Source organism: Bradyrhizobium sp. 187, from assembly GCF_023101005.1.
Taxonomy (GTDB): domain Bacteria; phylum Pseudomonadota; class Alphaproteobacteria; order Rhizobiales; family Xanthobacteraceae; genus Bradyrhizobium; species Bradyrhizobium canariense_D.
In genome coordinates, this window is record NZ_CP064693.1 from 1,787,917 (window position 1) to 1,812,934 (window position 25,018).

The following is a 25,018-nucleotide window of genomic DNA, read 5'->3' on the forward strand; positions in this document are numbered from 1 at the left end:
CAAATCACAGCGAAGCGAAGTTCCTTGTGTAGGAACGAATCGCTGTCGTGCAGTAGAATATCGATGCGATGCCCGGGCAGGATGGCCTCAGGAAGGCGCTTTCAAGATTTCTCAATGGGCCGCTGCTGAAACGCATGCGCGCCGGTGAATCCAGCTGCCGGATTGAAAGCGAGAGGCCGTATGGTCTGCAGCCACTGAATTGGGCGCGTCGAATGGTCAATGCGAGTGAAATAAGGTATTATCGCGCTGGTTGCAGCGCTTTAAGTCAGGCTTCTCGATCGCAGGAGCACCCGGGGGGTATGTTCCATGTGTTGGAACGGCGGTCGAGACAGACGCACAGCGCTCGTTCGGATGCTCCTCCCCCACGGTGACTAGCTGCGACGGCCCAACATTAGAAATTCTCCGCGCCATCCGACAATCGCCGTTGCGACCGCGGCAATCGCGATCTTGCCGGCGAGCCATGCCGCCGGTTCGGTCGGGATCGCGCCGAGTGACCCGATCAGGATGGCGGCCGCCAGCGCCTGAAGCACCAATGACCCGCGCGGGAATGCCTCAAACCGCACAGTGGGGCCAAGCCCGGCCAGGATCGCTGCGAGCGTGGCAATTGAGGCGCAGGCGACGGCTGCTTGTGGCGACAGGCCGGCCCAGACGGCAACCAATGAGAACGCCGCAACCATTGCGAGCTGCCCGGCAGCGACGAGGACGAGCCTGATCGCGAGCTTTTCCAGGTGGGGAACGACCGCGATCGTCGCCTGCAGGTGGGTATGGAGGAAGTAGAAAGCAGCGACCGCCGGCCCCGTCGCCAGGAAGCCCTCGACGCTCTCCCGCGGAACCAGGATGCGGGCCGCGTCCGGAATGAAGGCGACGAGCCCACCCAGCAGGACGAGAGTTGTGCAGATCATGAACTCGAACATGTGCCGCGTCGATTGTCGCGACGTCGTGGCGCACCCGTGCTCGAAATCATTGACCACGTCAGGATAACTCACGGTATGGATCGCCGCGTTGAGGACCCAGAACGGACGTTGCAGCAGGTCGAGCGCAATGGAAAATCCTGCACCGGCTCCTGTGGCGCCCAGTCGCCCGACGACGATGATACGGAGCAGGACCGGCACGGACAAATGGATCACGGAGGCGCCGGCCGCAAGCATGCCGTAACGCGAGAAGTCTTTCCAGTCAGCCAGCATTGTTCGCGGCGACACGCGATCCAGCGGCGTGCGATATGCGATGAGGCCGGCCAGGAGCCCAAGCAGGTGACCCAATGCGATGCCGAGCAGCGTCGCTTCGGCCGTGCCTGAGATCATTCCGCCCGAGACCGCCCCGCCCAAAAGCGCTGTCGCACGCAAGGCAAGGAGGCAGGAGGCGGTTCCCAGCCGGTTCGACAGACGTACCGACAAGAAATACAAATCCGTCGAGCCCTGAAGAACGGCCACGCTCAGGCCGAGGACGACCAGCCGTGGCGTGAGGCCGCTAATCAAGGAGGCGCAGCTCCCGACGGCAACGAGCGCGCCGGCGCTCATGAGCCCCGCTGCAAAGAGCGACGATCGCAGTCGAGCAGCCTCGCTCTCCTTGGCGGCCGCCAGAAAGCGCAGCCCCGCGAGCTGCAGCCACTCGAACATGAGGACGCAGAGCAACTGGCTCGAGGCCATTGCGAGAGAATAATTGGTGTAGTCGGCGGCCGGCAACAGGTGACTGATCACAAAGATCAGGATAATCGCTGCTGCGCTTTGGTAAACGTAGCCGGCGATCGCGAAGAGACGTGTCATCTCGGAATGAAGCTACTCTTTGCCACCGCATGCGCTTGTGGCGCCTCGGCTATTGCCGGGCGCACGGACGACATCCGTCGCTGACGCAGTTGTTCATACAGGTTCTTGTATGACGACAATACGTCGGAAAAGATCCACTTGTTCGTGTCGGCGATAAGCCGACGGCTGATCTCGTCGATCTTGTGCGGGTCCGCAGCGATTTCACGCATGCTCGTGGCCAAAGACTGTGGATCGGCTTCGGTCAACCACCCCGTTACGCCATGCTCGATCGCCTCCGGCATGCCGCCAAAGTGCGTACCGAGCAGGGGTCTGCCCGCCGCCTTGGCGTCCGCGACGACGAGCGGGCCAGGATCGTGCCAGATGGATGGCGCGACCACGACGTCAACCTGCCTGTAGAATTCATCGGGAGATACGAATCCCATGAACTCGACCCGTGCCTGCGGCGCCAGTGCTCTCAGCCGCTGTTGTTCCTGGTCGCTCAGGCGGCCGGCAATCAACATCCGGATCCGATCAGGTGGCAGCATGGCAAGCGCCCGCATGAGATTGTCGATGCCCTTCTCCTCGGTGATCCGTCCGATGAAGCCGAACGTCACTTCCGTCGTGCAGACAGGCCGCGGGTAGGGCGAGCGCGGCGGCTCGGTCGAGGCATTGCGGATGACGGTGCGGATTGGGGTCTCGGCAAACATGCCCATATCGGTGTGAATGGACAGGACGCGCTCGCTGACGCCGACCACGGCATCGAGCCAATGCGTCGCTCGCTTGCGGTGGTACGTCAGGATCCCGCAGCTCGTACAGGTGCGTTCGCAGGAGTGGCCCTTGTCGAAGCGGGAGCAGCGTGGACACGTCAGATAGTAGTCATGAAGTGTATGCAGGACCGGAACTCCGAGCTTGGCGGCGACCCGCCAGATCGCCGTGGTCAGGCCCGATAAATTATTGGAATGCAGAACGTCCGGCTTGAAGGCGCGGATGCGCTCCGCGATCATCGGGGCCTGGATCTGCCAATCGTCGATCGCATGCCAGATGCTTCGCGTCACGACGTTCTTTTGCTCCGTGAACGGCGCATAAACGTTTTGCACCGGTGCGGAATAGACGTTGATACCGTTGCACAGTTCACGCCCCTGTTCGGGTGTGGGTGCGGTGCGGACCACCTCGACCTCGTCGCCGCGCTGAGCCAGGCCCTCGGCAAATCTCCGCGCGAAGATCTCTGCTCCGCCGACGATCTTCGGTGCCTGCGGGGTCGGATAAAGTGTGGATGTCAAAAGGATCTTCATCGCGTCAACCTCTTTGTGCCGATCCGATTACCGTGTCGGCCGTATATCCAGTATGGGAATGGCGTCATTATTGGCGGCGATCAGGACCGGCGTGCTCGAAACCGGCAGCCAGATCCCGGAGGCTGGCCTTGCAGTTGCATCGCAGGGGGCCGCGAAAGTCGCGCCCGGCAGATCGCCTCTAATCCGGACCTCGTAGCGTCGATCCGGATCCTCGGACCAGACCGCGATTTTGCCGCCGGTGGTGGAGGATGCTCCGATCGACATCACCCCGTTGGCAAGGCTTCTTCGTTCGGCGGTTAGGGTGGAACGGACGAATGCCCAGGCGCCACGCGCCGCGCAGGCTACGGGTTTGGGCGAATTGTCGAAACCGTAGAGGCCAAAATTGTCCTCCAGCTCGGCTGGATTCTGACCACTATTTTTGAGCTCATAGATCCACATCCCCTTGAGCCAGCGCGCCGCTGTCGAGGCCCACAGGATGAGCTGCGCCGTGTTATCGGCCTGGGCCTGCTCGCTGACACCACATTTGTTCGCAGCCGTGGTCCAGCCAGTCTCGGTCACGTAAATGGGGAAGTCGGGATTGCCGCTCGCTTGGCCGACCAGCCGATGAAACGCCGTGAGCCGGTCGATAATCTCGGTCGAATTGCGCTTCGCCGGCGCCATGCAGAAATTGTAAAGATGAATCGAGGCGCCATCGGCGTATTGAAGGATGCCGGTTTGCAGCATCTTCTCCGTCCACGTCCAACCGGGATCGTCGCCGATCGCGCCGACGACGAAAGGCGCATTCGGCACCGCCTGCTTGACCGCGGGCCGTGCCACCTTGGCGAGGGCCAGGTAGTTCTCGGCTGAGAATGCAGGGTCCTTCTTGGCTGCCAGATTCCACTCGTTCCAGAGTTCGAAGATCGGGCGCTGCGGCGCGACCGATCGCGCGGCCGCTGCCGCATAGTCCGCGAATCGCTGCCGGGCTTCGTCCGTCGTCGGGGGCGACGAGTTCGGCACGAGGTGATGGCCGAATGCAAGGATGAGGAGCGGCCGGGCGATGCCGGACTGCACCTGCGCGTCGAGCCTGCCCAACCGCGGCGTGAAGCCCATCCGACGGCCAGGCAATTCGAAATCAGACCAGGGAAAATCGTCGCGGAAGGCGTTAAAGCCCAGTTGCTTGATCTGGCTGACGTTCACGGAGGGCACGTAGCCTCGCGAACTGACCGGCCCTCCCAGTCCCTGATGGGTGCCGATACCCAACAGGAATCTGCTTTCAAGCGTCTGAGCCTGTTGGGCGCATGCCGGGACAGACAGAGAAACAGACGCGATGAGGCTCGCGATCCAGAGCAGCCTGTTGCGACCCAAGGTGCGGTGGCCTGCCATCGCCTGGATCATACCCCTCATCATGTCTCGCCTGCCGCAACTCACCTCAAAAAGGCTTCGAGAGGTCCAGTGCCACGTTCTGCTCGACTCCGCTCTTGTTGTCGTCGAGGAGTTCGACATAGACCTGGTGCAATTGGCGGTGTGTCTTCTGGACGTCATAAAACTGCTTGAAGCGATCGTAGCCGCGTTGTCCCAGGACCTTGAGATCCAGATCGAGCATCCGTCGGAAGCCGTCGATGAGAGGTTGAACCGCAACAGGTTCGCAAAGCACGCCGGTGACGCCGTCAACGACGATTTCAGGGAGCGCTCCGCTGTGGAAGGCCAGGATGGGCTTGGCCGCGCGCATCGCTTCCAGAGCGACGAGGCCGAAGGCCTCCCATCGTGACGGGATGACGACGAGATCGGCCGCCTCCAGCTGAGCCTCGATCTGCTGACGATCCAGCCAGCCTAGCAGCGAGACGTTGGCGGGAACCGCAGCTCCGTCGAACTTGTTGACCACGGAGGCGCCGACAATGCGAACATCCAGGACATCCTCGAGGGATCGTGCGGCCTCGATCAGAAGGTCGAAGCCCTTTTGTCGATCAAGACGGCCAATGAAAAGGACCTTGGCCTTCTTTGAAGTCCAATCTGTCGCAACGCCGTAGGGCAGTGGGCGGCTCTTGGAGATGCCATTGTGCACCAGGGTCAGACGGTCGGTCGGAATTCCCGCCCGGACCGCTTCATTGAATTCATCGCCGGAAATGCAGATGATACGATCCGACGTGCGGGCCAGAAGCGTCTCTGCAGCTTTTGCCGCCAGATGGCTCAGGCGGCCGGTCTCTCGCGAGAATGCCCAGCCATGCGGGCAATAGACGACGCGAGGACCTTCGGAACGAGCCGCCAACGCGGGCCTGAGAACGAGTCCGGCAAACGACGAATGGAGATGCACGACGTCGGGCTTGAAGGCGTCGAGCGCCTGCATGCTCGCCCGCAGCATCTGAAATAGTCCGGCGATGCTGCGGCCCGATCTGTCGAAGGTCGTGATCTGGCTGTCATCGATTCCGACGAGGTCGTGGCGATGATCCGATGGCACAACATAGTGCACGTTCTCCGCGCCGAAGCTCGCTTGCTGCTGCGGATGCAATTCGTTCAGGTAGCTCGCTATCCCACCTCGGATAGTTTCCGCGACATGCAGCACCTTCACCGCCTGCCTTGCGGAAGATTGAGTTGGGAAGATCGACATGGCGCATCCTTAATTGAGCATCAACGGATGCGATCACAATCCATCCAATCCATAGCGAGATTTGGGCAGCGGTGTGGTGTTGTTGCGCCGCGATGTGAAGCTCGCGTCCGTCGAAGTCGGACGTGCGCATGGAACCCGTTGGATACCGAGCCGCTGTCAGCATCGTGATCGAGACAACTGCGCACAAATTTGAGCGCTTCTGCTAAACCGGCGGCGCCTCGCTATGCGCGCGACGCGAGAAAATCCAACAGTGTTCGCGCCGACTCTTGCCACGAATATAATGCAAGACGATCTTGTTGCTTTCGGCGCTCCTGATCAGAGATTGCGCCGATTGCCAACCTTTCGAGCATAAGCTGTTGCAGCGCTCGAGCATCGTTGGCGCAAAAATAAGCAGCTGCTTCGCCGCACGTTTCCATCACCGCGTCAGCCGTCGAGGCTATGACCGGACAGCCGAAGATCATGGCTTCAAGTGGCGGGACACCGAAGCCCTCGTAAAGAGAGGGAAAGACAAACGCCAGAGCGTGTGCATACAGAGCTGCAATCTCGCCGTCCGCCAGGCGTCCTGCCAAAAGCAGGCCCGATTCGCTCTCGCCCAGATTGTCTTGAAATACCTTGCTGTTATCTCCGCCAACAATGACGAGCGGAACGTCTTTTCGTTCGAGTAGCCGCGCGGCCTCGATTGCAACGGCGAGATTCTTGTTCTTGGTTCTGGAGCCGACAAAGAGAAAATATTTTCTCGGCTGAAGCCCTAGTCGGTCGAGAATACCGGGATCAGGCGTGGTGGACGCGAAATGCTCCGCGCTGTTGGGGAATATCGGAATGTCTGTTTTCGACAGGCCAAGCATTGCAGCCAGTTCATTGCGAGAAAAGGCCGATACGGTTGCGATCGTGGCCCGGCGTGCAAGCAGGCGGCCCATCGTGCGGTGGACGGCCAAATAGCGCCAATTGAAGAAATCGGGCCGGCGGAAGACCTGTGCGTCGTGGATGACGACGATATGATCACGATGAAACACAGGTCCGGCGTTGGCTAGGCTGATCAAGCGACCTCCAGCGGCGGCGCGCGCAAGTTCAATCTGATCCCAGGCATGTCCGCTCAACCGTCCTATCTTGCGCACCTTGATGTGGGCGAGATTGATCGCTTCGCTCGTCTCGCTCGGCACGAGCAATTGCCACTCGGCTCCTTTGAGGGCAGCGGGCGATTGGTCGGACGCAAGCAGGGCATCGATCGCTTTGACCAGTTCGGCGGCATAACGCTGAACGCCGGTCAGCTTTTGCGAGAGAAAGCGGCCGTTGATGAAAAGCTTCAATTTTGTGCCGTTCGGGTTGTCGATGCCACAACGCGTGGGTCGCGATGTGTGCTTTCGAACCAAATGTGAGCACGGAAAGAAGCAGCCTGAAGGCACGGAATTATGACGGCATCGGCCGCGTGATCGCGCTGTTCGTTCGGTGCTCCCCGGGAACACTTGTTGAAAGTCTTGCCGGGCAGCCGGGAGCCTTTTATGGACGCACGCCTGATGTTGCGTCGGCAGGCAGAGGGCGCTCCCGTCTGGTTAACTTGGGAAGGCTTACATCCGAAGCGCCCGGCATTAAGCTTGCCGATGCGAGGGGACTGTTCTCCAATGCTGAACCCTTGCCTCTACCGGTTCAGTCTGGCAATGCGGTATATGAGGACGAACAACGGAGTTTATTTTGGCCCCCGTGGTGGTTACCGGCGCTGCCGGCTTCATCGGCATGCATGTCTGTGAGCGCTTGCTCGCGCGCGGGGAACGGGTTGTCGGCATCGACGCAGTGACCCCTTACTATGATCCGGCGCTCAAGCGCGCTCGCCTCGAGACGCTCAAGCATGATGCTTTCACATTCCACGAGATCGATCTTGCAGACTTCGCTGCGGTGACGCGTGTGTTCGACGAGGTCTCGCCCGACCGCGTGGTGCACCTTGCGGCGCAGCCCGGCGTACGCGCATCGATCGACGATCCCATCACCAGCATCCGCGCCAATTGTGATGGCTTCGTCACCGTGCTCGAAGCGGGCCGGCGCCACGGTCTGGCGCATCTCGTCTACGCCTCGTCGAGCTCCGTGTATGGCGCCAATCGCACCTTGCCGTATTCGACCGAGCATTCGGTCAATCATCCGGTCAGCCTCTATGCCGCGAGCAAGAAGGCCAACGAGCTGATGGCGCACACGTTCGCACATGTTCACAAGCTGCCGGTGACCGGACTTCGCTTCTTCACTGTCTATGGTCCATGGGGCCGGCCTGACATGGCCGCCTGGCTCTTCACGCGCGCGATCTTTGCGGGTGAGCCGATCAAGCTTTTCAATCATGGAAATATGTGGCGCGATTTCACGTATGTCGACGACATCGTCGAGGGCGTGATCCGCACCCTCGATCGTCCCGCGACGCCGAATCCCGCGTGGAACGCCGAGCAACCGGAAAACTCGTCGAGCTATGCGCCGTATCGCGTCTATAACATCGGCAACAATTGCTCGGTCAATTTGATCGAGTTCGTCGAGACACTGGAGAAGATCATCGGCAAGCCCGCGATCCGCACGCTTTTGCCGATGCAAGCTGGCGACGTCCTCGAGACGCGCGCCGACATTTCGGCCCTGCAACGCGACGTCGGCTTCACGCCCTCGACGCCGCTCGCGGATGGCTTGGGCCGCTTTGTCGAATGGTATCGAAATTATCACCGCGTATAAACCCCTCTCTTGAGTAGCTCACACGTGTCCCAAAAAATTATCCCCCTGATCATGTGCGGCGGTGCCGGAACGCGGCTGTGGCCGGCTTCGCGCGAGGTGCGGCCCAAGCAGTTCCTGCCGCTGTTCGGCACGCGCTCGACCTTCCAGGACACGCTGTTGCGCGTCTCGGAAGCCTCGCTGTTCGATCGCCCGATCGTCATCACCAATGCGTCTTATCGCTTCATGGTGCTGGAGCAGCTCGCCGAGATCGGCATTGAAGCCGACGTGATCCTCGAGCCGATGCGGCGCGATTCCGGCCCCGCGATCGCCGCCGGCGCGGTGTTTGCGCAGAACCGCGCCAGTGAGGCGATCGTGCTCGCGCTCGCCGCCGATCACGTGGTGCAGGACAATGCCGCGTTCGTCGCGGCGTGCCGCCAGGGCCTCACCGCCGCGAGCGCCGGGCGCATCGTCACCTTCGGCGTCAAGCCGGAGCGGCCGGCGACCGAATACGGCTATATCAGCCCGGGCGAGGTCATTTCCGGCGAGGTGCACGCGGTCGCGCGCTTCGTCGAGAAGCCGGATGCGGTGAAGGCGGCCGACTACGTCAATTCCGGCTATCTCTGGAACAGCGGCAACTTCATGTTCCCGGCCAGCGTCCTGCTGGACGAATACCGCAAGGTCGATGCGGCGAGCGTGGAGACCATCTCCAATGCCGTGACCAATGCCGGTCGCGATCTCGGCTTCGTGACGCTGGAGCCCGAGGCGTTCGGCGCGGCCAAGGCGATCTCGATCGACTATGCGGTGATGGAGAAGACCGCGCGCGCCGCGGTGGTGCCGGTGTCGTGCGGCTGGTCCGACGTCGGCTCCTGGCACGCAGTGTGGGAATTGTCGGACAAGGACGCGCAAGGCAATGCTTCGCATGGCAGTGCCGTGTTCGAGGATAGCCGCAATTGCAACGTCACCACCGACTCTGCGCTGGTCGCGCTCGAAGGTGTCGACGATCTCATCGTGGTGGCGACCGCGGACGCAGTGCTGGTCTCGCGTCAGAAGGACGCCAACGGGCTGAAGCGGCTGGTCACAAAACTCAAGGCGGTCGCACCGAAGGTCACCGAGGAGCACCTCAAGGTGCATCGGCCCTGGGGCAGCTACCAGTCGGTCGACAATGGCGAGCGCCACCAGGTCAAGCGCATCGTGGTGAAGCCGGGCGGGCGTCTGTCGCTGCAGAAGCACCATCATCGCGCCGAGCACTGGATCGTGGTCCGCGGCACCGCCCGCGTCACCGTCGACGAGACCGTCAAAAGCGTGCACGAGAACGAGTCGATCTACATCCCGATGGGCGCGGTGCACCGGATGGAGAACCCCGGTAAAATCATGCTGGAGCTGATCGAGGTCCAGACGGGAAGCTATCTCGGGGAAGACGACATCATCCGGATTGAAGACGACTATCAGCGCTCTTGAGCAGAATGTCGCTCCAACATTCCGCGAACATTTAGAAATTGTCCTGCGAACTGCGATGATCGGAGCAGGCTGTTATGACCGACGACACGCATATGATCCGCTGCGGCGGGCTCACCGCGACCATCAAGGCGCAAGGCGCGGAGATGTGTTCGCTGGCAAGCGATGCCGGCGTCGAGTTCGTATGGCAGGCGGAGCCGGCCTGGCCGCGCCATGCGCCGCTGTTGTTTCCGATCGTCGGGCGTCTCGCCAATGACGAATTGCGGCACCGGGGCAGGACCTACCGGATGACCCAGCACGGCTTCGCGCGTGACAGCCGCTTTGCGTGGGTGGAACGTGGCGAAAGTCGCTGTATCCTGGTGCTCGAAGACAGCGAGACGACGCGCGCGCTCTACCCCTTTGCGTTCCGCCTGACGGCAACCTATGCGCTCGACGAATCCGGTCTCGATCTTTCACTCGTGGTCGCGAACACCGGCAAGGAGATATTGCCGGCCTCGCTCGGTGGCCATCCGGCTTTCAACTGGCCGCTGCAACCAGGACTGGCGAAGGAGAGTTACGCGCTGAGCTTCGCGAACGCAGAGCCATCTCCGGTCCGCCGTCTCGACGGCGGCTTGCTGCGTCCGGCAACGGAGCCGAGCCCGGTCCAAGGCTCCGTGTTGCCCTTGTCAGAATCCATGTTCGTCGACGACGCAATCATCTTCGATCGGATCGCGAGCACTTCGGTCCGCTATGCCGCAGAGCAGGGCGCGTCCACCGGGCCGTGGTTGAAAATGTCATGGCGCGGCTTTCGCGAGCTTGGCGTCTGGTCGAAACCGTCGGGCGCGCCGTTCCTCTGCATCGAGCCCTGGCGCGGCTATGCCAGTCCCGCCGGCTTCGACGGCGAATTCACTGACAAGCCGGGCCTGATGCACATCGCGCCCGGAGCGGAAGAGCAGTTGTCGTTTCGGGTTGAGGTCGGATCGGCCTGAGGCCGCACGGCCTTCGCGCATCTCGAGTTCTCAGACCTCGATCCGCGTGAGGTCCTCGCCGAGCACGACAGGACCCGCGTAGTCCCGCCTGACATCCGCGAGCAGCGCATTCAGCATGGAATCATCGGTGCGAGGCCGGTGATGGGTCAGCGCGAGCTTCTTGACGCCGGCCTTGGCCGCGACCTTGCCGACTGTATCGCCGCAGGCGATCGTAAATTTCGCAAGCCGGCGGAGGTGCTCGTTGTCGATCTCCGGCGTGGCGAGAAAGCAGCACTGGACCAGCAGATCGGCGCCCTCAGCCAGTCGTTCGAGACCGGGGCAGGGCACCGTATCGCCGGAAATTGCGATGACCTTGCCTTCGGCCTCGAAGCGATAGCCGAGACACATCCAACGTGCGAGAAAGGCCGGCGACATGTCGAGGCCGTCGCCATGCGAGACGAGTTCTGCACTGATCTTCCAGCGCCCGGTGTCGCGAACGGGGCCCGGTATAATGTCGGTCGCGACGACAGGTTTCCAGCCGCCGAAGCTCGGCTCGCCCTGATCGCGCCAGGCGATGTCCTTGTCGTAGACCTGCGTGACCAGCGTATTGACGAGCCGTTCGGTATCCGGCGGTCCATAGATGCGCAGATCGTCCTTGCGCCCGTGCATCCATGAATTGAGCATCACGTCGTAGAGGTCGCCAATGTGGTCGAAATGGTGATGGGTGAGAAAGACCGTGTTGATGGAGCCGAGCGGCACGCCGGCCTTGTTGAGCTGCACCATGACGCCGCGGCCTGCATCGATCAGGATATTTTCCTCGCCGAGCCTGATCAGCGTTGTCGTCGCCATGCGGCGCGGGTCCGGGCGCGGGCCGCCGGTGCCGAGCAGGATGACTTCCATGGCGCCACCTCCTGGGGCAGACTTTTCGGGCGTTACAGTAGATTTGAAGCGGTTGGCGAGGCAAGCGTCCGTGGGACGGCCGTCAGCCCCCACAACAACCGCTTGTGCGGGGCTCCCGAACATGATGCGCGGGACGAGAAGTGTGGGCCAATTCATACTTAATACGGCCAGATCGTGACCAATGTTGTTTGGGCGCGATAACGCGCCTAGTATTGCAGCAGGCAATTCGAGGGGGCTCGAACAGTCGTGAATGTACGTTCACAGGACGGCGCGCTCGGCGACCTGAGCTTCGAGGTCGGCCCGCAAGCACACAGGACATCCAACATCGTGGCTGATTCCGCAGTCCAGGAATTGCGTGTCGCTGGCCGCGAGCGGCTGATCGTCGTCGAGGACGATCCGGTGACGCGGACGATGCTGGTCGGCTATTTCAGCGAGAACAATTTCGACGTGGTCGGCGCAAGCTCCTGCGCGGAATGCCGCCAGGCGCTGCGGACGCGGACCGATCTCGTCTTCCTCGACGTGCAGCTGCCCGACGGCGACGGTTTCGATCTCGCCAAGGAGATCCAGGCGACCAGCAACGCGGGCATCATCTTCGTGACCCGCCGCGACACCGACGTCGATCGCATCCTCGGCCTCGAGGTCGCGGGCGACCACTACGTCACCAAGCCGATCGATCTGCGCGATCTGCTCGCGCGCGCGCGAAGCGTGCTGCGGCGGCGCTCGATCGACCGCAAGGCGGCGCGCAACCACAATTCGATCGCCTTCGGCGACTGGATCATCGACCTGACGCGGCGCGAGCTGCTCGGCAGCGACGGCAAGCCGGTGGCGCTGACGCGCGCCGAATTCGACCTGCTCGCAGCGCTCGTCGGTGCCGACGGCAGGCCGCTTAGCCGCGACTATCTGATCGAGGTCGTCAGCAATCGCCAGGCCGAGGTCGACATCCGCACCGTCGATGCCTTGGTGGCGAGGCTGCGCCGCAAGCTCGTCGGCAGCGGCACGCCCGTCATCACCACGGTCACCGGGGTCGGCTACAAGCTCGCGCTGAGCGAACGGCTCTAGAGCCGGGCGCAGCACGAAACGGTGCCGGCTGAGCCGTCGGCTTCAGCCACTGAAGCCGACCAGGAACCGAATGGCGAGAAAGGCCGACAGCGCCACGGCGCCGGTCGCGAAGATTGCAAACAAAACTCTCAAACTATTGTGCATGATCTCTATTCAGGTTCGGTTTCAAAGTCCGGTTTCAAAAATGTCGTTCGTCCAATCGCTGCTCGTCTCAAGGCAGGCGACTCTAATTCTATTGGCGTGGATGCGACCCGTTTCCACTTGGCTTCGACGCGAGCCTTGATGATGCGGACCCGGGCTTCCTGTGCTGCCCAGTATGCCCTGCTCGCGACCGCCGTGCCTTGACGGTAACGTGCGTAAACGTCCTTCGGCTGTGCCGGTCTGTTTTGATTGTGCGCTGATTTCTGATTGTGCGCCGACTTCGAGACGGTGGGCGCCGGAGTTGGCGCCGGTGCCACATCTGGGACGGCGGCAGCCTGGTTTCCCACATTCATCGAGTTCATAGAGACAAGACGATTACGGGCGCGATGACAATAAACCTGGGAGCGCGGCGTCATGGACTCCTCGTCATGACCGGCTCGATATTTCATCAGGGCGCGGCAAAGGTCCCCGCCTGCCAGGCGCCATGCGCGGCTCAGATAGAGAACGCCATAGTGGATGTTGATATCGGGCTCTGCGAGCTCTGCGTTATGTCCCCGAAATCCGAGCATCGCTGCCGTTTCGGGTCGAATTTGCATGAGGCCGATCTCGCCGACGGCGCCAATGGTGCCCGGATTGTATCCGCTTTCAACGAAGACGACGGCCTCCGCGATGTCGGCGGGCAGATCGGTCCTGGCCGTTTCTCTTTCGATAATCTTTCGAATCGCCGCCCGCGAGGCCGGCGTCTCTCCAGCGCCGAGATCTGCATGGTGACCGCCAGCCGCCAACGCCGGTTCCGCGCCGTTCAGAGCGCTGCCCTGAGCGTGCACGGAGGTGGATGCCAACCAAAGCACAGCGATCGCAACGTGTGTCCACGCCGCGCGGGCATTGATGTGTGTTCGATCCCGCAGCATGGACATGTATTATATCTTTCGAGTTAACAACCGATTTTCTGGCGGCCTGGCTCGGACGGCGCGACCGGCCAGCGGCGCAATGAAGCTATCGCGACCGCGAGCTCTGGTCGGTTGATGTGCTTGGCGCAGCCCCGGCCAATTTGTCGTCGACCGCATAGAGCGTGCAGGCGGGCGACCATTTTGTGCAGGCGCCAAGTGAATCGCGCTGGGCGTCGTCGACGGTTGCCCGCCCCGAGCGCCAGCCGTAACCGCCGTTCGGCGACACCGCAAAAGCCTTGTGCGGCACCGTGCTGGCGAGATAGCGCGCGAACTCGGCACGCGCGGCCTCGCTGAGCTGGCCCGGCGGCGCGAGCGGATCAGGCGGGCTCAGGATATCGTGGCCGAGACCTCGCTCGCGCAGGAAGGCGTCGAGATATGGCGTCCATTGCGGACGGCTGACCACCGAATAGAGATAGTGGCCGTCGTCGCCGTAAGGCGGCGCTGCGACGAATTTCGCGTTGCCGCCATTGGCGCGAAATCCGTCATGGAGGCGGCGCGCGAGCTCGGGACCGAAGTACGAATCGTTGGCGGCGTAGACCCACAGCATCGGCGCACGCGAGGTTTTGCCGAACGTGGCGAAGGCCTGCACCAGCCCGTTGGGATTGCAGACGTCGTCGTCGTCGCGCGAGCCGCGCCCGCCGGCAAAGCTGATCGCGGCGACGAGACCCGCTGGCGCCTGCGCGGTCAACGCGACGGTGGCGAACCCGCCGGCAGAATGACCGGCTGCGATCATGCCTGATGTGGCGACGTCGGCCCTGCGCGCCATCGCCTCGATCGCCGCGCGCAAATCCGCAACCGCGACCGCCGCCGCCGGCAGGTAAGCGGCATTGGCGCAGCCCCCGACGCTGTCGACGCGCCCGCCGGGCGAGGTGCCGTAGCCGCGCCGCATCACGATCAGCGCCGCAAAGCCGCGCCGGGCATATTCGAGAGCGATGCCGTAATATTTGTGCGCGGACATCGTCGCGCGATCGTCGAAACTGCGCGGCGAGCCGTGGCTGAGCAGCGCGAGCGGATAGCGCCTGGTCCCGGCCGGCCGGACCAGGAACGCCTCCAGCCCCTGCAGTCCGGCCTCGGCCATCGGGATACGCAAGTCCTCGGTGTAGAACTCCGCGGCCATTGCATCGGGCACGATGCCAGCCGTCGCAAACCAGGCCATCAGAACAACCAAGAGCCTCTGAAACAGCGTCATGCCCCGACTCGAAAAGCCCCGATCAAAAGACCATAGCATGATCTCAGGAACGGCCGCCCCATCGCGGGTGTTGTGCTCTTGGCGGGGGCTTGGCCGATGCTATGGTATCGCGCAATTCTACGACAGGACGAGGTATATCCAGTGGTTGATGTTCATCCCGCGGCGGGCAAGCAGGCCTCGCCGGACGCGCTCACCAACGTTCCGCGGCTGGTGACGGCCTATTTCGCCGGCAAGCCTGATGTCGCCGATCCCGCGCAGCGGGTGGCGTTCGGCACCTCCGGCCATCGCGGCACCTCGTTCAAAACCAGCTTCAACGAGAGCCATATCCTCGCGACGACGCAGGCAATCTGTGATTACCGACGTGAAAAGGGGCTGACCGGTCCGCTCTTTATCGGCATCGACACCCATGCGCTGGCCGAGCCGGCGCTGGTCAGCGCCGTCGAGGTGTTCGCGGCCAACGGCGTCGACATCATGATCGACAAGGACGGCGGCTACACGCCGACGCCGGTGATCTCGCATGCGATCCTGACCTACAACAAGGGCCGCACCTCCGGCCTTGCCGAGGGCGTCGTCGTCACGCCTTCGCACAATCCGCCCGAGGACGGCGGCTACAAATACAATCCGCCGCATGGTGGACCGGCCGACACCGACGCGACCTCCGTGATCGAGAAGCGCGCCAATGCCTATCTCGCCGACGGCCTCAAAGGCGTGAACCGCATCGACTACGCCAGGGCACGCAAAGCCGCGAACGTCCACGCCTATGACTTCGTCACACCCTATGTCGCCGATCTCGGCAACGTGGTCGATCTCGACCTGGTCAAATCCGCCGGCGTGAATATCGGCATCGATCCGCTCGGCGGCGCCGCCGTGCATTACTGGCATCCGATCATCGAGCGCTACGGCCTGAAGGCGACCGTGGTGAACGAGGCGATCGACCCGACGTTCCGTTTTATGACGGTGGACTGGGACGGCAAGATCCGCATGGACTGTTCCTCGCCTTACGCGATGGCGAGCCTGATCGCGATGCGCGACCGCTTCGACGTCGCCTTCGCCAACGACACCGACGCCGACCGCCACGGCATCGTGACGCGCACCGGCGGCCTGATGAATCCGAACCATTATCTCGCGACCGCGATCTTCTATCTGTTCGCGCACCGCCCGAACTGGGGCAAGGGCGCCGCGATCGGCAAGACGGTGGTGTCGAGCTCGATCATCGACCGCGTCGCGAAAAAACTCGGCCGCAAGCTGGTCGAGACCCCGGTCGGCTTCAAATGGTTCGTCGACGGCCTGCTCACGGGCGGCTTCGGCTTCGGCGGCGAGGAGAGTGCAGGCGCCTCGTTCCTGCGTCGCGACGGCACGGTGTGGACCACCGACAAGGACGGCATCATCCTCGGCCTGCTCGCGGCCGAGATCATGGCAAAGACCGGCCGTGATCCGAGCCAGCTCTTCAACGATCTCACCGTCGAGTTCGGCGTGCCCCATTACGCGCGCATCGACGTCGCCGCCACCACGCCGCAGAAGAACATCCTGAAGTCCGTCACGCCCGAGCAGCTCGGCCTGAAGGATCTCGCCGGCGATCCCGTCCGCGCCACCCTGAGCAAGGCGTCCGGCAACGGCCAGCCGTTCGGCGGCATCAAGGTCGAGACCGATTTCGGCTGGTTCGCCGCAAGGCCGTCAGGCACCGAGGACGTCTACAAGATCTACGCGGAGAGTTTTCGCAGCCCCGAGCACCTGAAGGCGATTCAGCAGGAGGCTCAGACAGGGTTGGTGAAGGTGTTCGGGGCGTAGTCGTCGAGCCAAAGCGCCGCTGCCACTGCTCCCCCAGGGGGAGACTCGCCGCATCAACAGGTGTCATCACCCGCGAAAGCGGGTGATCCAGTACGCCGTGGCGCCAGTTGAATAAACCAACAACCGCCGCGGAGTACTGGATTCCCCGCTTTCGCGGGGAATGACAGCGGAACAGGTTTGTATACACGATGCGAGATAAAGGTATTATAATACGCTCCCATCCGCCCTTGAACGATTCCATTCCTCCGCTATTGTATACATAACGTATCCACAAGCCTTGGGAGTGAACCGGTGACAAAACCCTTCCCGATGAACGCCTGGTATGCCGCCGCCTGGGACGCCGATGTGAAGCCGGCACTGCTGCCGCGGACGATCTGCGGCAAGCACGTCGTGATGTACCGCAAGGCCGATGGTTCGGTGGCTGCGCTGGAGGATGCCTGCTGGCACCGCCTGGTGCCGCTGTCCAAGGGTAGGCTCGAAGGCGACACCGTCGTCTGCGGCTATCACGGCCTGAAGTACAACGCGCAAGGGCGCTGCACCTTCATGCCCTCGCAAGAGACCATCAACCCGTCGGCCTGCGTGCGCGCCTATCCGGTGGTCGAGCGTCATCGCTACATCTGGCTCTGGATGGGCGATCCCGCGCTGGCGGATCCTGCGCTGGTGCCCGACCTGCACTGGAATCACGACCCCGCCTGGGCCGGCGACGGCAAGACCATCCACGTCAATTGCGACTATCGCCTCGTGCTCGACAACCTCATGGACCTCACCCACGAGACGTTCGTGCACGGCTCGTCCATCGGCAACGAGGCGGTTGCGGAGGCGCCGTTCGACGTCACCCATGGCGAGAAGACGGTGACGGTGACGCGCTGGATGCGCGGCATCGAGGCGCCGCCGTTCTGGGCCAAGCAGCTCGGCAAGTCCGGGCTCGTCGATCGCTGGCAGATCATCCGCTTCGAGGCGCCGTGCACCATTGCCATCGACGTCGGCGTGGCGCCGACCGGCACCGGCGCGCCCGAAGGCGACCGCTCGCAAGGCGTCAACGGCTTCGTGCTCAACACCATCACGCCGGAGACCGAGAAGACCTGCCACTATTTCTGGGCCTTCGTGCGCAATTATCAGCTCGGTGAGCAGCGCATCACCACCGAGATCCGCGAGGGCGTCTCCGGCATTTTCCACGAGGACGAGCTGATCCTCGAGGCGCAGCAGCGCGCGATGGACGAGAACCCGGATCGCATCTTCTACAATCTCAACATCGACGCCGGCGCGATGTGGACGCGCAAGCTGATCGACAAGATGGTGGCAAAGGAAAATCCGCCGCAGCATCTTCAGGCCGCGGAGTAAGCCGACATGGCCGAGCGCGAGGTCGACCGCTCCGTCTCGCAGACCGTGAAGGCGCAGCTCGCGCTGCGCGACCAGCTCCTGTCGGGCTCGTTGCGCCCGGGCGAGCGCATCTCCGAGCTCCAGGCGGTCGAGACCACCGGCGCCTCGCGCACCCCGGTGCGCATGGCGCTGGTGCGGCTGGAGGAGGAGGGCCTCTTGGAGGCGATTCCCTCCGGCGGCTTCATGGTGAAGGCGTTCTCCGAGCGCGACATCTCTGATTCCATCGAGCTGCGCGGCACGCTGGAAGGGCTCGCCGCGCGCTTTGCCGCCGAGCGCGGCGTCTCCGCGCGCGAGCTCGAGCCGCTGAAGGAGTGCCTCGCCGCGATCGACGAGTTGTTGCGCCAGGTCCCGATCTCGGTGGATGCGTTCTCGTCCTATGTCACTTTGAACGCGCGCTTCCACGCCCTGCTCACCGAATTGGCGCGAAGCCCGCCGCTGATCCGGCAGATCGACCGCGCCTCGTCGCTGCCGTTTGCGTCCCCGAGCGGTTTCGTGATGGCGCAGTCGGCGCTGCCCGAGGCACAGCAAATCCTGATCATCGGGCAGGAGCACCACCGCGTCGTGATCGACGCCATCGAGAACCGCGAAGGCGCCCGCGCCGAAGCGGTCATGCGCGAGCATGCGCGGCTCGCGGTCCGCAATTTGCGGCTCGCACTGCGCAACCGGACCCATCTCGACCTCTTGCCGGCGCTCGCGCTGATCAGGTCCGCAACCGATTGAGGGGAGTGCCATGCGCTTCATCGAAACCTGGATTCCGGCGACGCTCGTCTCGATGCGCGATCTCGCACCCGGCATCCGCGAATTCCTGATCCGGCCCGACCAGTTCGACGGCACGGCCTATCCGGTCGGCAGCCACATCAATATCAGCGTTACCATCGACGGGCAGCCCGAGACGCGGTCCTATTCGCTGGTCGGGGAAGCCTCGTCCCAGGGTCTAAGGATCGCCGTGCGCCGCGCCGAGGATTCGCGTGGCGGCTCGCGCTATATGTGGTCGTTACGGCCGGGCGCGCGGCTCGACATCACGACGCCCGCCTCGCTGCTCGCCGTCGATTGGGCACGCCAAAACTACTGCCTGATCGCCGGCGGCATCGGCATCACCCCGATTCTCGGTGCCGCGCAGGCGCTGGCCCGGCGCGGCACCGATGTCACGCTGCATTACGCGGTGCGCTCGCGCACCGAGGCCGCCTATCTCGACGATCTCGCCGCAACGCTGGGTGATCGCCTGGTCGTTCACGCCAGCGATGAGGTCAAGCGGCTCGATCTCGACGCCCTGTTCGCCTCGGTGCCCAAAGACACGCTGGCGCTGTTCTGCGGCCCGATGCGCATGCTGGATGCCGCGCGCCACGCCTGGATCGGCGCCGGCCATCCGCTTCCCGATCTCCGCTACGAGACTTTCGGCTCCAGCGGCACGCTGCCGACTGAGACATTTCGCGTGCGCCTGAAGGGCTCCGATGTCGAGCTGGAGATCCCGCGCAAGCGCTCGATGCTGGACGTGCTCAACGCCAGCGGCCACGACGTGATGTACGATTGCAAGCGGGGCGAATGCGGCCTCTGCGCCATCGACGTGGTCGCGATCGACGGCGAGATCGACCATCGCGACGTCTTCTTCAGCGACCATCAGAAGCAAAGCAACCAGAAGATCTGCGCCTGCGTTTCCCGCGCGCGGGGCACCATCACGGTGGACACGCTGCTGCGGGCGGATCCGGTCTGAGGTGAGGTCGTCATGCCCGGGCTTGTCCCGCCTGCGCGGTCGGAGCCGCTTCGGCGAGGCGAAGGCCCGGGCATCCACGTTCTTCGTGCGATGTCGTAGGTGTGGATGGACAGGCCCGGCCGTGACGCCGTGAATGCTTTGGTGGCTACGCCGCGTAGGTCGCCCGCAACTTCTTCGGATCAAGCAGCGCCAGAACGCCATCCGCCGACACCGGCCGGCTGATGAGATAACCCTGCACCTCGTCGCAACCGATCTGGCGCAGATATTCGAGCTGGTCGGCGGTCTCGACGCCTTCGGCGACCACGCCGATGCGCAGGTCGCGCGCGAGCCCAATCACGGATTTCACGATCGCGGCGCAGTCCGGCTGCACCAGCATGTCGCGGATGAAGGACTGGTCGATCTTGATGCGGCTGAACGGCAGCTTGCGCAGGTAAGTCAGCGAGGAGAAGCCGGTGCCGAAATCGTCGAGCGCCACGGTGACGCCGAGCTCCAGCAGCGCATTCAGGACGGACGCGGCCGAGCCGTATTTCGACAGCAGCATCGATTCCGTGATCTCGATCTCGAGGCGGTGCGGGGCGATCTTCGCGTCCGCGAGCGCCTGCACGATGATCTGGAGGAGGCCGTTGTTGTGAAACTGCGCGGCCGAGAAATTCACCGCGACCCTGATCTCTTCGGGCCACTCGGCAACCGTCGCGCAGGCGCGGCGGACGACCCATTCGCCGATCTCGTGGATCAAGCCGGTTTGCTCGGCGATCGGTATGAATTCGCTCGGCGGCACCAGCCCGCGCTGGGGATGCTGCCAGCGCAGCAGCGCCTCGAAGCCGGTGATGCGGTTGCCGCCGAGGTCGAGGAACGGCTGGAACACCAGGAACAGCTCGTCCCTGGCGATGGCGCCTTCCAGATCCGATTGCAGCGCCTTGCGGTCGCGTGACGAGCGGTCGTCGACCTCCTCGAAGAAACACACCGTGCCGGGTCCGGCCTTCTTGGCGCGGTAGAGCGCGGTGTCGGCGTTCTTCATGATGTCGAGTTGCGTGCTGCCGTCGCGCGGCGCCAGCACGATGCCGACGCTGGTCGCGCCGACGATCTGGCGGCCCTCGATCTGGAACGGTTCATCGAAGGCCGCGACGAAGCGCTCGGCGATCTCGAGCGCATCCTCCGGGCGCGCCCGATTGGCCATCACCAGCGCGAACTCGTCGCCGCCGATGCGTGCGACATGCTCGGCCGCGCGGGTGCAGCGTTGCAGGCGGCTCGCGATCTGGACCAGAAACTCGTCGCCGGCGGGATGGCCGAACTTGTCGTTGACCTCCTTGAAACGATCGAGATCGAGCAGAAGCACCGCGAATTCCTCGCCGGACAGAGCGAGCCGCTTCAAGGCTGCATCGAGCGTTTCGTTGAACGCGACGCGATTGGGCAGATGGGTCAGCGAGTCCTGCCGCACCGTACGCTCGGCCTCGATCTGCCGCATCACGCGCCGCGCGAACACGAATGAATTGACGAACACGCCGCGCAACAACACGCTTCCGTAGACCACGACGAGAAAGGCGATCAGCAGGAAGGCGAGGTCGCCGTTCCTGCCGAGGCAGATGGCGATCCCCAGGAAGATGGGCGCCGTGAATGCGATGGCCGCGATCGGGATCGTGGCGAAAGCAAGCGCGCCGCCGGCCAGCATTCCCGAGCAGAGGCAGGTGATGACGAGCTGTCCGCCGGTCGAGGCGCCTGCAAAGAACGCGGCCGGGACGATGCCCCAGGCGGCGCCGAGGAGAAAGGCATTGCGAACGAGCCGGTGCATGGCGCGGCGCGAGACGAATTGCGGCTTGGTGATGCGGCGCGCGGCGTGGGATTGCAGACCGAACCCGATGGCGGCGCCGGCCAGGGCGAAGGCCCAGATCAGCACGAACACCCGGTCGGGCGATTGCCACAGCGCGATCGCCAGCACCGCGGCGTTGCAGGCATTGGCCAGCATGATGCCGACGGAATAGCCGAGCACCAGTGACATCTGTTCGGCGCGGATATGGCCGGCGACGGCTTCGTCGGTTACGGGACCGCCAAAGGCCGAAAGATCGCCGGCGAACAGCCGCGCGAAATAGCTGGTCGTTTCAGTCCGCATTGCAGAGCCTGCAGCATGGGCCGCCTGTCCGGCCCGGTCCGGGAAATTCGCTGCAAACCTTTGACGAACTATGAATTATCCGAGCTTGCGACGATCACCGCGACCACTTCTGCGTGTTCGTGAGGTCGTATCGACAACAAATCGATACAAATGCGGCGCCTCGCGTTACGGCTGTAACGGCAGCCCGGTGTTCGCCAACAATTCCACTGTCATGCCCCTCCTTGTGCGCACTTGCACACTGGGGCGGGGCATCCAATACGTCGCGGCCTATCGGATCAATCACGCCTGTCTCGGAGTACTGGATCGCCCGGTCAAGCCGGGCGATGACAGTTGTGCTTCAGGCATCACCGCCCCAACTGCTTCGGATCGTAATAGAACCGCTCTTCGATCAACTGATCGCCCCGCCAGGTCTGCCATGCGATCTCATCCAACGTTCGGATGATGCCTTCGGCATTGGTGAAGCTGAATCTCCAGCGCGTCGCGACATGATCCCCTTCGATCAGGCTCGGCCCAATGCGCACCGCCTTGACCTCCTTGAAGGCTGCCAGCACGCCGCGCTCCTTGGCGGCGAGCTTGTCGCGTCCGACCACGGGGTCGCCCTGGTTTTCATAGGTGGCGGCGTCCGGCGTGTAGTAGTCGAGGATCGCCCCGACGAAATCCCCGTCCTCCAATCGTTTGGCAAAAGCTTCGACGACATCACGGCTCGGCATGGTGCACCTCACGAATAAAACCGACTGTTGGTCGGTAAATACCGACCGACGGTCGAAAAGTCAACTGGCTGTCCTCGTCCATTTCGACTACAGCAGACCCATGGCGAAACAGGCGGAGCGGCGGGCTGCGACATCGGAGGCGATCCTGACGGCGGCGCGCCGCCTGTTCGGGACGCAAGGCTTTGTCGCGACGACGATGGACGAGATCGCCGAAGCCGCCCACGTCGCCAAGGGCGCGGTGTATCATCACTTCAAGACCAAGGAGGCGGTGTTCGAAGCGGTGTTCAATGAGGTCTCGCGCGACCTCGTCGCCGAAATCGACAGCACGGCCCGTGCCGAGAAGGACGTGCTTGCCGCGATGGTCGCCGGCACCCAGCATTATTTCGCCGCGACCGCGAAGGGCCCGACCGGCCAGATCATCCTGCGCGACGGCCCGGCCGTGCTCGGCTGGGAGCGCTGGCGCGAGATCGACGCCAAACATTTCGGCGGCAAGCTGCCGCGCGCGATTGCGGCGGCGATGGAGGCCGGCCTGATCGCGCGGCAGCCGGTCGAGCCGCTGGCCCGGCTGCTGCTCGGCGCGGTAACGGAGGCCGCCGTCGCCTGCGCCGGACGCGCCGATATCGCAAGGGCGGGTGCGGAATATGCCCGTGCGTTCAGGTCGCTGGTCGAGGCGCTGCGCGTGGCTGCATGATCGTGCTAAGTGATGATTGGAAACGCCCGTCAACAAAAAGAACAGTAGCGCATGAACGCAACTTCCTCCCTGACGCCCTCCGACCCTGAATTCGACTACATCATCGTCGGTGCCGGCTCTGCCGGCTGTGTGCTCGCCAACCGGCTGTCGGCCAACGGCAAGCACAGCGTGCTGCTGCTCGAGGCAGGCCCGAAGGATTCCAACATCTGGATTCACGTGCCGCTCGGCTACGGCAAGCTGTTCAAGGAAAAGACCGTCAACTGGATGTACCAGACCGAGCCGGAGCCCGAGCTGAAGGGCCGCCAGGTGTTTCAGCCGCGCGGCAAGACGCTGGGCGGATCGAGCTCGATCAACGGCCTGCTCTATGTCCGCGGTCAGCACGAGGATTACGACAGATGGCGTCAGCGCGGCAACGCCGGCTGGGGCTATGACGACGTGCTGCCCTATTTCAAGAAGGCCGAGAACCAGTCGCGCGGCGCCGATCAATACCACGGCAGCGGCGGCCCGCTGCCGGTCTCCAACATGGTGGTGACCGACCCGCTGTCGAAGGCCTTCATCGATGCCGCGGTCGAGACCGGTCTGCCCTACAATCCTGATTTCAACGGCGCCACCCAGGAAGGCGTCGGCCTGTTCCAGACCACGACGCGCAACGGCCGCCGCGCCTCGACGGCGGTGGCCTATCTCGGCCCCGCCAAGGCCCGTCGCAATCTCAAGATCGAAACTGGCGCGCTTGGCCAGCGCGTGCTGTTCGAGGGCCGCCGCGCGATCGGCGTTGAATACCGTCAGGGCGCCACATTGCGCCGCGCCCGTGCGCGCAAGGAGGTCGTGCTGTCGAGCGGCGCCTACAACTCGCCGCAGCTGCTCCAGCTCTCCGGCGTCGGACCCGCCGACCTCCTGCGCAAGCACGGCATCGACGTCGTGCTGGACGCGCCGGGCGTCGGGCACGATCTCCAGGACCACATGCAGGTCCGCATCGTGATGCGCTGCTCGCAGAAGATCACGCTGAACGACACCGTCAATCATCCGCTCCGCCGCACCATGGCTGGCGCGCGCTATGCGCTGTTCCGCAAAGGCTGGCTGACGATCGCGGCCGGCACGGCGGGTGCGTTCTTCAAGACCAGTCCGCGGCTGGCCTCGCCCGACATCCAGGTCCACTTCCTGCCGTTCTCGACCGACAAGATGGGCGAGAAGCTGCACGATTTCTCCGGCTTCACGGCGTCGGTGTGCCAGCTCCGTCCCGAAAGCCGCGGGTCCTTGCGCATCAAGAGCGCCGACCCGACAGTGCCACCGGAGATCCGCATCAACTACATGTCGACCGAGACCGACCGCACCACCAACGTGGAAGGCCTGAAGATCCTGCGCAAGATATTGCATGCACCGGCGCTGAAGCCGTTCGTGGTCGACGAGTACGATCCCGGAGCGAAGGTGTCCACGGATGCCGAGCTGCTGGACTATTGCCGTGAGCGGGGCAGCACCATCTACCATCCGACCTCGACCTGTCGTATGGGCAATGATGCGCTCGCGGTGGTCGATCAGCGGCTGAAGGTGAGGGGCCTCGAAGGCCTCCGAATCGTCGACGGTTCGATCATGCCCGATCTCGTGTCGGGGAACACCAACGCGCCGATCATCATGATCGCCGAAAAGGCGTCCGACATGATATTGGAGGATGCGCGGTAAACTCGCGTCTTGAGAGGAT

Annotated in this window: 20 protein-coding genes; 10 read left to right on the forward strand and 10 right to left on the reverse strand. The window is 63.5% G+C overall.

From position 1 onward, the window contains the following. Positions 1–371: 371 nt before the first annotated feature. The 5 genes from IVB19_RS08580 to IVB19_RS08600 form a co-directional block, all read right to left on the reverse strand. A complete protein-coding gene (locus IVB19_RS08580; protein ID WP_247821314.1) occupies positions 372–1,763 on the reverse strand; it encodes a hypothetical protein in 1,392 nt (463 codons plus the stop codon). Next, a complete protein-coding gene (locus tag IVB19_RS08585; RefSeq protein WP_247821315.1) occupies positions 1,760–3,034 on the reverse strand; it encodes a glycosyltransferase family 4 protein in 1,275 nt (424 codons plus the stop codon). The genes IVB19_RS08580 and IVB19_RS08585 overlap by 4 nt, the downstream gene beginning before the upstream one ends. A gap of 27 nt (positions 3,035–3,061) precedes the next feature. Continuing rightward, positions 3,062–4,408, reverse strand: a complete 1,347-nt coding sequence (locus IVB19_RS08590) for a cellulase family glycosylhydrolase (protein WP_247821316.1) — start codon at positions 4,406–4,408, stop codon at positions 3,062–3,064. Positions 4,409–4,442: 34 nt separating this feature from the next. Continuing rightward, positions 4,443–5,618 (reverse strand): glycosyltransferase, encoded by a 1,176-nt coding sequence (locus IVB19_RS08595; RefSeq protein ID WP_247821317.1) that lies wholly within the window; start codon positions 5,616–5,618, stop codon positions 4,443–4,445. 221 nt (positions 5,619–5,839) lie between these two features. Next, positions 5,840–6,925 (reverse strand): glycosyltransferase family 4 protein, encoded by a 1,086-nt coding sequence (locus IVB19_RS08600; protein ID WP_247821318.1) that lies wholly within the window; start codon positions 6,923–6,925, stop codon positions 5,840–5,842. 382 nt (positions 6,926–7,307) lie between these two features. On the opposite strand from IVB19_RS08600, the gene IVB19_RS08605 reads away from it, so the two are divergent. The 3 genes from IVB19_RS08605 to IVB19_RS08615 all read left to right on the forward strand — a co-directional run bounded on the left by IVB19_RS08605 (position 7,308) and on the right by IVB19_RS08615 (position 10,717). Further along, entirely contained in the window at positions 7,308–8,315 is a 1,008-nt protein-coding gene (locus IVB19_RS08605) for an NAD-dependent epimerase (RefSeq protein WP_247821319.1), read from the forward strand. Positions 8,316–8,339: 24 nt separating this feature from the next. Then, positions 8,340–9,752, forward strand: coding sequence for a mannose-1-phosphate guanylyltransferase/mannose-6-phosphate isomerase (locus tag IVB19_RS08610; protein WP_247470628.1), 1,413 nt, complete (start codon positions 8,340–8,342; stop codon positions 9,750–9,752). Between the two features lie 74 nt (positions 9,753–9,826). Beyond that, on the forward strand, positions 9,827–10,717 hold the full coding sequence (locus IVB19_RS08615; protein ID WP_247470625.1) for an aldose 1-epimerase family protein: 891 nt from the start codon (positions 9,827–9,829) through the stop codon (positions 10,715–10,717). A 30-nt stretch (positions 10,718–10,747) separates the two neighbouring features. On the opposite strand, the gene IVB19_RS08620 is transcribed toward IVB19_RS08615, so the two are convergent. Continuing rightward, the gene (locus IVB19_RS08620; RefSeq protein WP_247821320.1) at positions 10,748–11,596 is read right to left on the reverse strand and encodes an MBL fold metallo-hydrolase; all 849 of its coding nucleotides are present in this window, start codon (positions 11,594–11,596) and stop codon (positions 10,748–10,750) included. A 246-nt stretch (positions 11,597–11,842) separates the two neighbouring features. Between IVB19_RS08620 and IVB19_RS08625 the strand changes: the two genes are divergently transcribed. Continuing rightward, a complete protein-coding gene (locus IVB19_RS08625) occupies positions 11,843–12,655 on the forward strand; it encodes a response regulator transcription factor (RefSeq protein ID WP_085349962.1) in 813 nt (270 codons plus the stop codon). Between the two features lie 149 nt (positions 12,656–12,804). Here IVB19_RS08625 and IVB19_RS08630 read toward each other — a convergent pair whose 3' ends face one another. Both IVB19_RS08630 and IVB19_RS08635 read right to left on the reverse strand, forming a co-directional pair. After that, a complete protein-coding gene (locus IVB19_RS08630; protein ID WP_247821674.1) occupies positions 12,805–13,707 on the reverse strand; it encodes a transglycosylase SLT domain-containing protein in 903 nt (300 codons plus the stop codon). Positions 13,708–13,792: 85 nt separating this feature from the next. Beyond that, a complete protein-coding gene (locus tag IVB19_RS08635) occupies positions 13,793–14,935 on the reverse strand; it encodes an alpha/beta hydrolase family protein (protein ID WP_247475120.1) in 1,143 nt (380 codons plus the stop codon). 141 nt (positions 14,936–15,076) lie between these two features. Here IVB19_RS08635 and pgm point away from each other — a divergent pair, with 141 nt between their 5' ends. The 4 genes from pgm to IVB19_RS08655 all read left to right on the forward strand — a co-directional run bounded on the left by pgm (position 15,077) and on the right by IVB19_RS08655 (position 19,814). Next, positions 15,077–16,723, forward strand: a complete 1,647-nt coding sequence (gene pgm / locus IVB19_RS08640) for a phosphoglucomutase (alpha-D-glucose-1,6-bisphosphate-dependent) (protein WP_247821321.1) — start codon at positions 15,077–15,079, stop codon at positions 16,721–16,723. A 291-nt stretch (positions 16,724–17,014) separates the two neighbouring features. Then, the gene (locus IVB19_RS08645) at positions 17,015–18,064 is read left to right on the forward strand and encodes an aromatic ring-hydroxylating dioxygenase subunit alpha (protein WP_198957655.1); all 1,050 of its coding nucleotides are present in this window, start codon (positions 17,015–17,017) and stop codon (positions 18,062–18,064) included. Between the two features lie 6 nt (positions 18,065–18,070). Then, on the forward strand, positions 18,071–18,823 hold the full coding sequence (locus IVB19_RS08650; protein ID WP_247821322.1) for a GntR family transcriptional regulator: 753 nt from the start codon (positions 18,071–18,073) through the stop codon (positions 18,821–18,823). A 10-nt stretch (positions 18,824–18,833) separates the two neighbouring features. Then, positions 18,834–19,814, forward strand: a complete 981-nt coding sequence (locus IVB19_RS08655) for a PDR/VanB family oxidoreductase (protein WP_247821323.1) — start codon at positions 18,834–18,836, stop codon at positions 19,812–19,814. Positions 19,815–19,959: 145 nt separating this feature from the next. Here the strand turns inward: IVB19_RS08655 and IVB19_RS08660 are convergent, their stop codons facing one another. Continuing rightward, entirely contained in the window at positions 19,960–21,921 is a 1,962-nt protein-coding gene (locus IVB19_RS08660; protein ID WP_247821324.1) for a putative bifunctional diguanylate cyclase/phosphodiesterase, read from the reverse strand. A 344-nt stretch (positions 21,922–22,265) separates the two neighbouring features. After that, on the reverse strand, positions 22,266–22,631 hold the full coding sequence (locus tag IVB19_RS08665; RefSeq protein ID WP_018455021.1) for a nuclear transport factor 2 family protein: 366 nt from the start codon (positions 22,629–22,631) through the stop codon (positions 22,266–22,268). Positions 22,632–22,731: 100 nt separating this feature from the next. Between IVB19_RS08665 and IVB19_RS08670 the strand changes: the two genes are divergently transcribed. Together IVB19_RS08670 and IVB19_RS08675 are read left to right on the forward strand one after the other, a co-directional pair. Further along, entirely contained in the window at positions 22,732–23,322 is a 591-nt protein-coding gene (locus IVB19_RS08670) for a TetR/AcrR family transcriptional regulator (RefSeq protein WP_018455020.1), read from the forward strand. Between the two features lie 51 nt (positions 23,323–23,373). Further along, the gene (locus IVB19_RS08675; protein ID WP_085394149.1) at positions 23,374–24,999 is read left to right on the forward strand and encodes a GMC family oxidoreductase; all 1,626 of its coding nucleotides are present in this window, start codon (positions 23,374–23,376) and stop codon (positions 24,997–24,999) included. Positions 25,000–25,018: the final 19 nt, after the last annotated feature.